This window comes from Vibrio marinisediminis, from assembly GCF_014050145.1.
Taxonomy (GTDB): domain Bacteria; phylum Pseudomonadota; class Gammaproteobacteria; order Enterobacterales; family Vibrionaceae; genus Vibrio; species Vibrio marinisediminis.
The window spans coordinates 14,287-28,142 of the sequence record NZ_JACFYF010000004.1 but is presented as its reverse complement, the minus strand read 5'-3'; the positions used below and the strand labels follow the sequence as shown (position 1 = coordinate 28,142).

Genomic DNA, 13,856 nt, shown 5'->3' with positions numbered 1-13,856 from the left:
ATCGCCGCCTAGAACCTCTCTGCTTCACTATTCCAATAGTGCGGTTCATCGTCCGCCGATTTCTCAAGTAAATCATTCGCTTTAGCCACCATATATTTAGGCTGAGCAATGACGATATCTTCGGGTACGCGTTGTCCATTCGCGATGTAAGCCACTGGTAGTGCATTTTGCACTACAACGCTAACAAACTCTCCTAAGCTAAGTGACTCATCAAGTTTTGTCATGATACAGCCCGAAAGAGGAATGCGTTTAAAATGGTCTATAGTTTCTTGTAACACTTTACGCTGTGCTGTCGCAGGCAATACAAGGTAGCTATGAATCATCTCTCCGCTCTCTTGCATCAACGTATCTAACTGTTCTGAAAGGCGAACATCTCGCTGCCCCATACCCGCGGTATCGACTAATACAAGACGACGATGGCGTAACTGGTATATTACATCGGCTAACTCGTTGGAATCTTTAGCAACTTTTACAGGACATCCCATAATTCTGCCATAAATTGCCAATTGTTCATGTGCGCCAATACGATAAGTGTCTGTTGTTACTAGGGCAACGTTGTCTGAACCAAACTCCATTGCCGCTCGCGCTGCCAGTTTTGCTACCGTCGTTGTTTTACCGACACCAGTCGGACCAAGTAAGGCAACGATGCCACCGCGCTTTAAAATATCTTGTTTTGAAATTGGAATTTGATCAGCCACTAAGCCCAATAGCGCGCGCCACGCTTTCTTTGGCGGCGTATCTTCTGGAATGTAGCAAGCTAACTGATCGGCAAGCTCTAACGACAACCCCATTCGCTCTAAGCGTTTGATCAGCATTGCACGCAATGGCTCACGTCTTTCAACTTCTTGCCACATTAGCCCGGAGACTTGATGCTCTAATAAGCGACGAATCGATGTCATCTCTTCGCGCATATCGGTTAAATCTTCAGTTGAAACGGCTGGCTCCCGTGTGGCACTGCCACGCTCATAGCGAGAAGGATCCAATTGAGGCTTCGGGCGTTCAATGCGGCGATCTTCTGCAATTAAGCGCGCTAAAGGCGAATCTTCCTTCAGCTTAATATCACTGCCATGTGTTCGATTGGCTGACTGACGTTTAAGTAAGGCGGTCAGTGAGTCTTCACTTGCAGACTCTTCTGGTTCTTCATATCCGGGACGATTATTGCTGTATTGCTTTAGCATACTGGCAAAACGTTTGGTCATTGAACGACCATTTTCCGCACTTGAATTTAGGCTTACACGGTCATCATCTAAGTGGCGAGCTTCTGTTGTTCGTGGAGCCAAACTCGGCGACACTTGTGTTGGTGTCGAACGAGGCTGAGAACTGTATCCACCATTGGCTTGTGCTGCGGAAGAATCACCATCCACTGCTGCGACAATTTCTACACCACCAGCGACTTTTTTATTCGACATGATCACAGCGTCAGAACCAAGCTCTTCTTTTACTTGAAGAAGAGCGGTTCGCATGTCTTTGGCAAAAAATCGTTTAATTTTCAAAATCGATATCCGTTATGGGTTAGTAACAGAATTTAGTTACCCACTGCCTGCACAATTCGGATCTGTTTTTCATCCGGGATCTCTTGATACGAGAGCACACGCAGCGATGGGATCGTGTTCTTTACAAATTTGGCTAGAGTTGAACGAAGCACCCCTGATGTCAGTAGCACTGCGGGCTCACCTCTAAGCTCTTGTTCTTGTGTCGCTTGGCTCAGCGACATTTGCAGACGCTCTGCAAGTCCAGGCTCAATACCTGCCGACTCCCCGCCGGAAGCCTGCATAGTTTGATGCAAGATTTGTTCCAATTCAGGAATAAGGGTAATAACTGGCAATTCTGGCTCTATACCATTGATTTCTTGAACAATTAGACGTTTGAGCGAGATACGAACCGCCGCCGTCAAAATGTCAGGTTCTTGACTCTTTGACGAATATTCGGAGAGGGTTTGAACTATGGTTCGAATATCACGAATTGGCACCGCTTCATTGAGTAGGTTTTGTAGCACTTTAACCACCACACCCAATTGCAGCTGATCAGGTACAAAACTCTCCACCAGTTTAGGCGTACTGCGACCCAGCATCTCAAGTAGGTTCTGTACTTCTTCGTGGCCGATAAGTTGCGAGGCGTTGTTGGTTAGCTGCTGACTTAAATGTGTCGCCAGAACAGTTGATGAGTCAACCACGGTATAACCGAGAGCTTGGGCGTGTTCGCGTTGCTCTTCACGTATCCATATAGCTTCCAGACCAAACGCAGGGTCGATCGTTGGTTCCCCTTCTACCACGCCATACACTTGCCCTGGGTTAATTGCTAATTCTTGATCTGGTCGAATTTCAGCTTCACCAACAGCAACACCCATTAAGGTAATACGGTAGCTATTCGGGGTTAGCTCCAGATTGTCGCGAATATGCACAGCCGGGATAAGGAAACCAAAATCTTGTGACAGTTTCTTTCGTACCCCTTTGACACGTTCAAGCAATTCTCCGCCTTGATCGCGATCGACCAATGGGATCAGACGATAGCCCACTTCTAAGCCGATAATATCAACCGGTTGGACATCTTCCCAAGAGAGCTCTTTTGGTGTCGAGGGTTCCACTGATTGAGTGGCAGGAAGGTTGGACTTTTCTTCTGTACTCTTCTTCTGCTTACGTTGAATCCAGTAAGCGCCAGCGCCAGCCATTGCCGCCAAAAGCAAAAAGGCGAAGTGTGGCATACCCGGCACGATACCCATGACAAACAGGATACCGGCGGTGATCATTAATGCTTTCGGGTTATCAAACAGCTGGAAGACTAACGTTTGACCCATGTCTTCATCGGTGTTTTGACGCGTTACCATGATGGCTGCGCCAATAGAAAGCAGCAACGATGGAATTTGTGCAACTAGACCATCACCAATGGTTAGCAAGGTATAGATTTGCATTGCTTCGCCAAAGCCAAGCCCATACTGCGCCATACCGATAGATAGACCACCGATGATGTTAATAAACAGAATCAAAATACCGGCAATTGCATCGCCTTTAACAAACTTCGAAGCACCATCCATTGAACCGTAGAAGTCTGCCTCTTTGGTTACTTCTTGGCGTCGAGTTCTTGCCTGATCTTGGTCAATCAAACCGGCATTCAAATCGGCATCGATCGCCATCTGTTTACCGGGTAAAGCATCCAACGTAAAGCGGGCACTTACTTCCGAGATACGCCCCGCACCTTTGGTTACAACCATGAAGTTGATGATCATCAAGATCAGGAACACCACTAAACCAACCGCGTAGTTACCACCAATAACAACGTTACCAAACGCTTCAATAACGTTACCGGCAGCACCCGGACCTTCATGACCATACAGCAGTACCACACGTGTTGAAGCCACGTTCAACGCCAAGCGCAATAACGTTGCTATCAGCAGTACGGTAGGAAATGCGGCGAAATCTAAAGGGCGTCGGGTATAGACGGTCACAAGTAACACCACCATGGAAATAGCAATGTTAAAGGTGAAGAACAAGTCGAGCAAAAAGGCTGGCATAGGCAGCACAATCATGCCCAGCGTTGACAGCACCATTATAGGGGCGCCAATCGCAGGCATTGCTCGTTGAGGTAACGGAGGTAACTTATCCGTAAATGGTAGAGTAAACTTCATAAATCAGGGGCTGATACAACTAAATTAATTTGTTAGCACAGGTAGTTAGCCACTGATGCAAGTTTTAGTCCACCAAAAAAGTCAAATAGTTGTCGCTTTGTGATTCAATCGCTTTTACGGCTTAAGGTTCCACAAAACCTCACCGCGTTGATTTTGTACATCGTAGTCGATGCAAATCATACCTGAGGTAGGAAACATTGGCGGGACGATATCAACCACGAGATCTGCGGTTAAATAACCCACTAATGGCAGATGCGAAACCAGTAGGACTGACTCTGGTTTTTCCAACTCAATCAATGCCTGCAAATAGTCAGCGACTGTCGCTGAGTCCCCATAAGGGGTGATGTCTTCACATTCCACAACATCTTTAGCGTCGAAGATATCTTCTAGTTCTTGCCAAGTCTGTTGCGCTCTTAAGTAAGGGCTAACCAACACTTTATCAAATTGCGACATGCCTTGTTGGCGACAACGCTGCGCGACGTCTCTTGAAGCACTTCGACCGAAGCTTGTTAACGCTCGTTCTGCATCACTGTTGGCGAATGTTTCTGCTTCGCCATGACGCATAATCACGATTTTCATAATTATTCCTGTAACGTGAGTACTTCAGCTGTCTCACTGATATTTGGGCATCAATAATAAAATTAATTATATCAAGTAACTTGCCAAAGACTCAGACTTTCTTAACAATCTTAAAGGTAAACAATGCGTTTTTGTTTCAACATGTGGCAATTCGACTTAGCGAAGTCTTACCCAATCCTTTAAAGACACGGCTAAGCCGCAAAATAACACCGACCAAGTAAATCATTGGTTAATAGAAGTTTGCAGCCCCCATAAACGCGTTCATACTTAGACATACTCTCAAGGTTTGGAGAAATACTGTGCATGTAAGCCCAAATGACACTAATCAATATCGCTATCTAACCCTCACCAATGATTTAAGGGTGTTATTGATTCATGATCCTCATGCACAAAAATCCGCCGCTGCTCTTGCTGTCAATGTCGGACATTTTGATGACCCAATCGATCGCCAAGGTATGGCACATTACCTCGAGCACATGCTCTTTCTCGGTACAGAAAAGTACCCTCGCGTCGGTGAGTTTCAGAGTTATATTAGCCAACATGGTGGCATGAATAACGCGTGGACTGGAACCGAGCATACCTGTTTTTTCTTCGACGTTGATACCAATGCGTTTGCCAATGGTCTTGACCGATTCAGCCAATTTTTTACCGCGCCACTATTTAATGCTGAGGCGCTGGATAAAGAACGCCAAGCAGTCGACTCAGAATACAAACTCAAACTCAACGATGACTCGCGCCGCCTTTACCAAGTTCATAAAGAAGTGATCAACCAGAAACATCCCTTCGCTAAGTTTTCGGTCGGCAATATAGAGACACTCAGCGACCGTGGTGAGCACACTATCCGTGATGAGATCATCGCTTTTCACAGCCAGCAATACTCCGCTGATTTGATGACTCTCGTGATGATTGGCGCGCACTCATTGGATGAACTGGAAGCATGGGCTCATGAGAAGTTTGAAACCATTGCCAACAATAAATTAAACAACAAAGCCGTTACTGAGCCCTATGTTGATGAGCGCTCAACCAGTTTATGGGTCAATGTGGAACCGGTAAAAGAGATCCGAAAACTGATCCTTACTTTCCCAATGCCAAGTACTGAAGAGTACTATCACACCAAACCCCTCTCCTATTTCGCCCACTTACTTGGCTATGAAGGTGAAAATAGTCTAATGCTCGGGTTAAAAGACGCAGGGTGGATCACTTCTCTCTCTGCTGGCGGGGGTGCCAGTGGCAGTAACTACCGCGAGTTCACCATTAGTTGTACGCTCACTCAAGACGGTCTTGAGCATACTGACGATATCATTCAAGCGATCTTCAACTATATTGCGATCATTAAAGCGCGTGGTTTTGATGAGTGGCGATACCTTGAGAAAAAAGCGGTTCTCGAATCAGCATTTCGTTTTCAAGAGCCAACGCGCCCACTCGATCTTGCCAGTCACTTGGTGGTGAATATGCAACACTACCAAAGCCAAGACACCATTTATGGTGACTTTAAAATGGCAGAGTATCAGTCTGAGGTGTTAAGAGAACTCACTGGTTATTTTACTGTCGATAACTTGCGCGTGACGCTGATTGCAAAAGGCTTAGAGTATGACGAAACCGCTAAATGGTACTTCACTCCATATTCAGCCAAACTGCTCACTGTTGAACAGCGCGAGTTTTATCAACAAGCTTCGACCATTAGAGCTGAATTGCCAGAACGCAATCCCTTTATTTGCTATGACTTAACACCAAAAGCCGTGGAAGATGAGCACGCTAACCAGCCAGTGGTTGTTAGTGACTTACCTGGATTCAAACTGTGGCATTTGCAAGACAGTGAGTTTCGTGTGCCAAAAGGGGTAGTCTATGTCGCGATTGATAGTCCACATGCGGTGGCAAACCCCATCAACATCGTTAAGACTCGTTTATGCGTTGAGATGTTCCTCGACGCACTAGCGAAAGAAACCTACCAAGCTGAAATAGCCGGTATGGGTTATAACCTTTACGCGCATCAAGGCGGAGTCACATTGGCAATATCAGGGTTTACTGAAAAGCAGCCTGAATTAATGAAAATGATATTGCAGCGCTTCGCCAAACGGGAATTTAGCGCAAAACGTTTCAACACTATCAAAACCCAGCTACTAAGAAATTGGCGAAATTCAGCGCAAGATCGCCCGATATCGCAGCTTTTCAATGCTATGACAGGGATTTTACAGCCTAACAATCCCCCTTATGCCGTCTTAGTAGAAGCACTCGAGAGTATTGAAGTTGATTCGTTGGCAAGCTTTGTTCAAGCAATCCTCGCTGAGCTACATGTTGAAATGTTTGTTTATGGCGACTGGACAAAAAATGATGCTGAAGCATTGGGTGAAACACTCAAAGAAGCACTTAGGGTGCATGATCAGCAATACGAAGAAGCTTTAAGACCATTGGTAATGCTTGGCGAAAATGGCACTTTTCAACGTGAAGTGCCGTGTAACCAAGAAGACTCGGCAATTGTGGTGTATTACCAATGTGATGACACCGAAGCGAAGAGTATCGCACTCTATTCTTTGGCAAATCACCTTATGTCAGCGACCTTCTTCCATGAAATCAGAACCAAACAGCAACTTGGTTACATGGTGGGTACTGGCAACATGCCGCTTAACAAACACCCTGGCATTGTACTCTACGTACAATCACCTAATGCCGCACCGGTTGATCTGATCAGCTCAATCGACGAGTTTCTCAACGCGTTTTATATGGTGTTGCTAGAGTTGAATGAATACCAATGGCACAGCAGTAAACGGGGATTGTGGAATCAAATCTCCACACCCGATACGACCCTGCGAGGTCGCGCACAGCGACTTTGGGTTGCCATTGGTAATAAAGATGAACATTTCGACCAACGCCAACGTGTGTTAGCGGAACTGAAAAAGCTCACTCGCAGCGATATGATCCGCTTTATCGTTAATGAGCTTAAGCCAAGAACGGCGAATCGTTTGATTATGCATACCCAAGGTAATGCCCATCATGAGGCCGATGCGCTCAGCCTTGGCTTAGAAATTGGCTCAATTGAAGAGTTTCAACTTAGACCAAAAGACATTGAATTAGGCTGATTGTTCTGACTCGACAATAGCTTTCAACGAATGGGGGTGGAGCTTAATGCACACTCCCTGATATTTGAATGCCACTGTCGGGTTATTCAAACGCTCTCCCTCGCCTTTCGGGCTAGACAGCTTCACTTTGATCCCTTGCTCGGTCAAATCATCCCATTGTTCAGCAAGCTGCGGGAAACGTTGTTTGATCTCTTCAGCGAACTGCTCTGCCGTGTGCGCTTGTGAAGGCACGACAAATTCCACATGCTCCCAGCTTTGCTCTGGATAAATCTTCCCTGGCGCAGGATAAGGTAGCTCTAAACACTCAATTTGCCAGTCCAATGCCGTTAACGGTTGTTTAAACACCAATACAATGATCGGTCGCCCATTAATTTGAGCATTTGAGATTTGCTCGCCATGTTCCAACCATGCGTTATGTGCTTTTTCAGCCAACTCGTTATCGTTGATACGCAGTGCAATATGATCAGCCTGAAACTGTGTCAAATCAAGATTAAGCTTTTCACTTAACATCTGAATTTTAAGCATAAAATCAGGTAATTTCTGTTTTAACTGCTCTGGTAAGAGTTGCGCACTTTCTAATGACATGCAGATTTTCCTTCAAGCAAAATGTCTCTTTTTTCCTAATACTAACAAGATCATCAAGAAAAGTAGAAAAATACTCAAATTACTCCCTATATGCCCCTGAAGAAAATTGATATCATGTGCGCAAATTTGTGAACTCGATTAGGTTTGCATCGATTGAACTGACTAGCCGATACTAAGAGTGTATCCACCATTTATCGGCAAAATGCAAACCACAATAATTCCTAGAATTGAAGGAAGCGCGTGTGAATATCCAAGCACTTATTAATGAAAAAGTTTCTCAGGCTCTTGAAGCCGCTGGCGCACCAGCAGGCAGCCCTGCAGCCGTTCGTCAATCAGCAAAAGCACAGTTTGGTGACTACCAAGCTAACGGCGTTATGGGCGTGGCTAAAAAGCTAGGTACAAACCCTCGAGAGTTTGCGCAGAAAGTATTGGATGTTCTCGATCTTGATGGCATTGCAAGCAAAACTGAAATCGCAGGCCCTGGCTTCATCAACATCTTCCTAAGTGAAGAGTTTCTAGCGGCACAAGCTGACACAGCTCTTGCAGATGCTCGCCTTGGTGTTGCAGCTGAAGAAACACAAACCATCGTTGCTGACTACTCAGCACCAAACGTAGCAAAAGAAATGCACGTTGGTCACCTGCGTTCAACTATCATCGGTGATGCGGTTGTGCGTACGCTTGAATTCCTAGGTCACAACGTTGTGCGTGCAAACCACATTGGTGACTGGGGCACTCAGTTCGGTATGCTTATCGCTAACCTTGAGCGTGTTCAACAAGAGTCAGGCACAGTTTCAATGGAACTGGCTGACCTTGAAGGATTCTACCGTGAATCTAAAAAGCTCTACGATGAAGACGAAGAATTTGCAGTGAAAGCACGTGGCTATGTAGTGAAACTACAAAGTGGCGATGAATTCTGTGCTGAGATGTGGAAAAAATTGGTTGATGTAACCATGATCCAAAACCAGCGCAACTACGATCGTCTAAACGTTTCATTGACTCGTGATGATGTAATGGGTGAAAGCATGTACAACGACATGCTTCCTAAAATTGTTGCTGATCTAAAAGCTCAAGGTCTTGCTGTAGAAAGTGATGGTGCGCAAGTTGTATACCTAAACGAATACAAGAATAAAGACGGCGAGCCAATGGGCGTTATCGTTCAAAAACGTGATGGTGGTTTCCTATACACCACAACGGACATCGCTTGTGCTAAATACCGTTACGAGCAGCTTGGCGCTGATCGTGTACTGTACTTCATCGACTCTCGTCAACACCAACACTTAATGCAAGCTTGGACTATCGTGCGCAAAGCGGGCTATGTTCCAGAATCAGTCTCTCTTGAGCACCACGCATTTGGTATGATGCTTGGCAAAGATGGTCGTCCATTTAAGACTCGTGCGGGCGGTACTGTTCGTCTTGCTGACCTTCTTGATGAAGCAGAAGAGCGCGCATCTAAGCTGATCGAGTCGAAAAACCCTGATCTAGCGGCTGAGGAAAAAGCGAAAATTTCTAGCACTGTTGCCATGGCAGCGGTGAAATACGCTGATCTTTCTAAGCACCGTACCACTGACTACGTGTTTGATTGGGACAACATGCTAGCATTTGAGGGTAACACCGCACCGTACATGCAATACGCATACACTCGCGTTGCTTCTATCTTCGCTAAAGCTGGCGTATCAATGGATGAGCTTCAAGGTGAAATCAAAATCACTGATGAAAAAGAGAAAGCGCTTGTTGCAAAACTTCTACAGTTTGAAGAAGCGGTTCAGTCTGTTGCTCGTGAAGGTCAACCACACATCATGTGTAGTTACCTATTCGAACTAGCCGGTCAATTCTCTAGCTTCTACGAAGCTTGCCCGATCTTAGTTGCAGAAGACGAAACGGTTAAACAAAGCCGTCTAAAACTGGCGGCATTGACCGCGAAGACAATCAAACAAGGTCTGTCTCTACTTGGTATCGATACGCTAGAACGTATGTAATCTTTCAAGATTGACTCGATTAAACTAAAAAGGTTGGCGTGTATGCGTCAACCTTTTGTTTTATCTGCGATATACTTAAGTCACACCAGCAAAATGGACAACACAATGAGCTTTGAATTGCATCCTCAATTGGCGAAAGACACCACCGTTCTTGGTCAATTTCCGCTTTGTATTGCACTACTGCATAAAGACAATGCGGTACCGTGGGTTATTCTCGTTCCTAAACGCGCGAACCTAAAAGAGCTGCATCACTTGCCAATGCAAGAGCAGCAGCAGTTCCTGCTAGAGTCTCAAGCGGTAAGCCAAGCTCTAGAAGCGACGTTTCAACCAGAAAAGCTAAACTTAGGTGCACTGGGTAACATGGTTCCGCAACTGCATATTCATCATATCGCCCGTTTCAAAGACGATATCGCATGGCCTGGACCTGTTTGGGGTAACACCCAAGGGGAATTTAGAAGTGAAACAGAGCAGCAAGAAATAGCCGCTCGCATTGGCAATGTTCTCGGCTTGAGTAGTTTATTTATCAAAGCTTAGTTCGTATTCAACAACCACTAACAAGCCATAAAAAACGCCACTTCAAAAAGTGGCGTTTTCTGTTTTACATCGTGACGGTTAATGACAACCCATCTTGTTTATTGACTGAATACCGTATCCGCGTCACCTTATCTGCTTTGTTGGTATCAATCATACGAGAAATGACACCTTTCTTAATCCAAACAGACAACATCGCATCCACACCATCTTCACTCAAGGCAAATTTTTTCGCCAGTTCGCTACGCGAAGCACTACCCTGTGCATCAATGTACTGCTTCAGTTCAGTCAATATCATGCAATTTGAGCCTCAAGCGGTTGTTGTTTGTTACCCGCCGATTTTAATAGTCGGTATACCACCACACTCGCTAGCAGAATGCCGGCAATCCAAGCGGTACTCGTTGCTGGGTGATCGGCGAAGTGGGTCGCTTGATAGAACAAGGCAGCGCTACCGTAAGCTAGACCCATAGTCCACACGGCGATAAAGCGTGCATACTTTTGACCAAACTCACGAACATAGGCGCCCATAGCTGCCACACAAGGGGTGTACAACAAAATAAAGATTAAGTAAGAGAACGCAGCATTACCTGAAACAAAGTAGCCTTTTAGGTTGCCAAAGATGGACGCGTCAACTTCTTGCTCTTCCGCAACAGCTGAACTATTCGTCAGATCGCCAACTTCAACACCTAACGGATCTGAGTAATTTAAGCCCGCTAGATTGTCAGGAATACTCATAGCCGCTTCTTCTAAGCTCGCCATTAAGTCATATTCCGCATCTTCGCCATCGGCTGGAGCATAAAGACTATTCAGCGTACCAACCACGGCTTCTTTAGCAAAGATACCGGTAATAATACCAACGGTTGCCGGCCAGTTGTCATCTTGAACGCCAATAGGTCCAAAGACTGGTGTCACGACTTGCGAAGCACGAGAAAGTACTGAGTTTTCGGTGTCTTCATTGCCAAACGAGCCATCCATCCCTAATGAGTTGAAAAAGCTCAAAATGGTCACAACCACAACGATCGTTTTGCCAGCACCAAGTACAAAGCGCTTTAGTTTCTGCCATGTTTTGATCAGTACATTTTGCATCGTCGGTAGCTCGTAGTCTGGCATCTCCATCACTAGGCTATCGCTCGAACCTGGGTATAAGGTATTTTTAAGAACGAGACCAGTAAACACCGCCGCAACAATACCAAGCACATAAAGAGAGAAAACAACGTTTTGACCACTTTCAGGAAAGAATGCCGCCGCGAATAAGGCGTAAACTGGTAAACGCGCACCACACGACATAAACGGAGCCATTGATGCGGCTAGTTTACGCTCACGCTCTTGGTCTAGGGTACGAGTCGCCATAATTGACGGTACGTTACAGCCAAAACCAAGCACTAACGGTACAAACGCTTTGCCAGGCAGACCAATTTTCTGCATGACTTTATCCAAAACGAACGCCGCGCGTGACATATAACCCGAGCTTTCCAACAGTGCTAAGAACAGATACAGGCAAGCGATCACAGGGATAAAGGTCGCAACGGTTTGGATACCGCCACCAAGACCATCAGCAATGAGTGTCACTAACCATACTGGTAGATGCCCATCAAGCAAATAGTGTCCACCATCAACTAACAGTGCGCCAACACCAATATCAAAGAAGTCGATAAAGGCGCCACCAACGTTAATTGAGAACATGAACATTAGGTACATAACAACAAAGAAGAATGGTACGCCGACCCATTTATTTAGGATTACGCTATCCACTTTCTCAGTAAAGCTGTGGCTTAACTTACCTTCACTACGGCGCACTTTCTTGCACTGTTCATGCAAAAAGGTGTATTTGGTATCAGCAACATGTAAGTCAACATCAAGATCTAGTGATGCAATTTGCTGGGTAACGAGTTCGCGTTGCTCCGGTTTCAGCGAGTTCAGAACAAGCACATCATTTTCTAGAGCTCGAATAGCTAATGCTCGCGCCGCCGATTCTTGTCCCGAAAAATTTGTCTCTAGCGCATCTAAAGCGCTCTCAAACTCACAACTATAATCAAGCTTCATCGCATCAAGCGTGACACCTTGCACAACGACTTTATGCAATAACTCTTTGAATTCGTGAATTTGCGCTTTGTTGTTAGCTGAAATGGCAATAACCGGACAACCTAGTACTTTTTCCAATGCTTTTAGATCGATAACTTGACGCTCACGCTTAAGGGCATCCATCTTGTTGAGCACAACCACCATAGGGCGACCAAGCTCACGAAGCTGAAGCGTCATGTAAAGGCTGCGCTCTAAACAAGTCGCATCCACGACATTGATTATCAGATCAGCTGGGTGAGTCAATACCGCACGTGATGCAATAGACTCATCAATGCTATTACCATCGTTGCCACTATCCAGTGCGTAAATACCAGGTAGATCGGTCAGTAGAAATTCGTCACCAGAATGTGTGTATCTACCTGTTTTCTTCTCTACTGTAACACCAGCCCAGTTACCTACTTGTTGCTTGGCTCCAGTTAAACCGTTAAAAAGCGTCGTTTTACCACTGTTAGGGTTACCTACAGTTAGAATTTGATACTGCATTACTTAACCTCTACCAGAATTGCATCGGCAATATTAGTTCGTACTGCAATAGATACACCACGAACTTCAACTTGTAGGGGGTCTCCCATAGGAGCAAAGCGGATAAGTTTGATCGGTGTATTAGGCAAAAGCCCCATTACCATTAGCTTTTTTCGTACATCATTTGATAGTTCAGAAAAGCCGGTAATCGTTGCCTGTTGCCCTTGAAGTAGTTTCGACAATTGCATGGGAAATTCCAGTTTTGTAATTGGTCTTGGTAATGATAGTAATTACCATTTATATTTCTAATAATAGCGAATCAGTACAGTGGAATTCTTGTCCGAAATCAAATTTTGCGATAATGGAACGAACTTAAATACTGCCGTTGATAAACGTAAAATTCGTCAATAACACGCTCGTTAAAAACGTCAATTTTAGCTCATGCACTTTCCTTCATAATTCTTCATTAATTTTAATTTAGCTTAATAACTCATTTATACCTTTAAATATCAACCACTTGCGTTAATGTCGCAAATCTTATGTCATCTTGGCGTTAATTTTATAAGTAAAAAAAGTTAACTTGCTTATAGTAATTTCCGTCGGGCACACAAAGCCTTTTGACAAATTATTCCAGAGGTGGTGCATACGCACCACTCCGGCAGCAAGCGAAGGTGTCCTTGACACCCGTGGTATAGTCCCCCCGGCTATACCACGATATTTTTTTTCTTCGTTTTTTGTTTTCTACGCCAGTTACGTTTTATTCTCATCCCTTATTGTACTTAGCCCACAGCACGCATAACGCTCAATACACTAGCGTTAATTTTCTGATAAAAATTTGATACTAGCGTGAGAGTACGGTTAACGTTCGGTATGTAGATTCTAAGTACGCCTGAGCCGCGCACATTACTCGAATTAGAATAATAGGATATTGGGATAAAGGTA

10 protein-coding genes are annotated in these 13,856 nt (G+C 45.0%); 3 read left to right on the top strand and 7 right to left on the bottom strand.

Going from position 1 to position 13,856, the window contains the following annotated elements:
* Positions 1 to 8: 8 nt before the first annotated feature.
* The 3 genes from flhF to sixA all read right to left on the bottom strand — a co-directional run bounded on the left by flhF (position 9) and on the right by sixA (position 4,201).
* Entirely contained in the window at positions 9 to 1,493 is a 1,485-nt protein-coding gene (gene flhF / locus H2O73_RS08480; protein WP_182108420.1) for a flagellar biosynthesis GTPase FlhF, read from the bottom strand.
* A 32-nt stretch (positions 1,494 to 1,525) separates the two neighbouring features.
* Positions 1,526 to 3,622, bottom strand: coding sequence for a flagellar biosynthesis protein FlhA (gene flhA, locus H2O73_RS08475; RefSeq protein ID WP_182108419.1), 2,097 nt, complete (start codon positions 3,620 to 3,622; stop codon positions 1,526 to 1,528).
* A gap of 114 nt (positions 3,623 to 3,736) precedes the next feature.
* Positions 3,737 to 4,201 (bottom strand): phosphohistidine phosphatase SixA, encoded by a 465-nt coding sequence (sixA, locus tag H2O73_RS08470; RefSeq protein ID WP_182108418.1) that lies wholly within the window; start codon positions 4,199 to 4,201, stop codon positions 3,737 to 3,739.
* 299 nt (positions 4,202 to 4,500) lie between these two features.
* Between sixA and H2O73_RS08465 the strand changes: the two genes are divergently transcribed.
* A complete protein-coding gene (locus H2O73_RS08465) occupies positions 4,501 to 7,278 on the top strand; it encodes an insulinase family protein (protein WP_182108417.1) in 2,778 nt (925 codons plus the stop codon).
* Here the strand turns inward: H2O73_RS08465 and H2O73_RS08460 are convergent.
* The gene (locus H2O73_RS08460; RefSeq protein ID WP_182108685.1) at positions 7,270 to 7,869 is read right to left on the bottom strand and encodes a VOC family protein; all 600 of its coding nucleotides are present in this window, start codon (positions 7,867 to 7,869) and stop codon (positions 7,270 to 7,272) included. The genes H2O73_RS08465 and H2O73_RS08460 overlap by 9 nt on opposite strands.
* Before the next feature lie 236 nt (positions 7,870 to 8,105).
* On the opposite strand from H2O73_RS08460, the gene argS reads away from it, so the two are divergent.
* Together argS and H2O73_RS08450 are read left to right on the top strand one after the other, a co-directional pair.
* Positions 8,106 to 9,839, top strand: coding sequence for an arginine--tRNA ligase (argS, locus tag H2O73_RS08455; protein ID WP_182108416.1), 1,734 nt, complete (start codon positions 8,106 to 8,108; stop codon positions 9,837 to 9,839).
* A 105-nt stretch (positions 9,840 to 9,944) separates the two neighbouring features.
* Positions 9,945 to 10,373 carry an HIT family protein gene (locus tag H2O73_RS08450; RefSeq protein WP_182108415.1) on the top strand — a complete coding sequence of 143 codons (429 nt, stop codon included), beginning with the start codon at positions 9,945 to 9,947 and terminating at the stop codon, positions 10,371 to 10,373.
* Between the two features lie 64 nt (positions 10,374 to 10,437).
* Here the strand turns inward: H2O73_RS08450 and H2O73_RS08445 are convergent, their stop codons facing one another.
* Genes H2O73_RS08445 through H2O73_RS08435 form a run of 3 tightly spaced genes read right to left on the bottom strand, consistent with a single transcriptional unit; the run spans position 10,438 to position 13,162 of the window.
* Positions 10,438 to 10,668: a FeoC-like transcriptional regulator gene (locus H2O73_RS08445; protein WP_182108414.1), complete on the bottom strand. Its 231-nt coding sequence runs from the start codon at positions 10,666 to 10,668 to the stop codon at positions 10,438 to 10,440.
* Positions 10,665 to 12,935: a Fe(2+) transporter permease subunit FeoB gene (gene feoB / locus H2O73_RS08440; RefSeq protein WP_182108413.1), complete on the bottom strand. Its 2,271-nt coding sequence runs from the start codon at positions 12,933 to 12,935 to the stop codon at positions 10,665 to 10,667. The genes H2O73_RS08445 and feoB overlap by 4 nt, the downstream gene beginning before the upstream one ends.
* A complete protein-coding gene (locus tag H2O73_RS08435) occupies positions 12,935 to 13,162 on the bottom strand; it encodes a FeoA family protein (protein WP_182108412.1) in 228 nt (75 codons plus the stop codon). The genes feoB and H2O73_RS08435 overlap by 1 nt, the downstream gene beginning before the upstream one ends.
* Between the last annotated feature and the right edge of the window lie 694 nt (positions 13,163 to 13,856).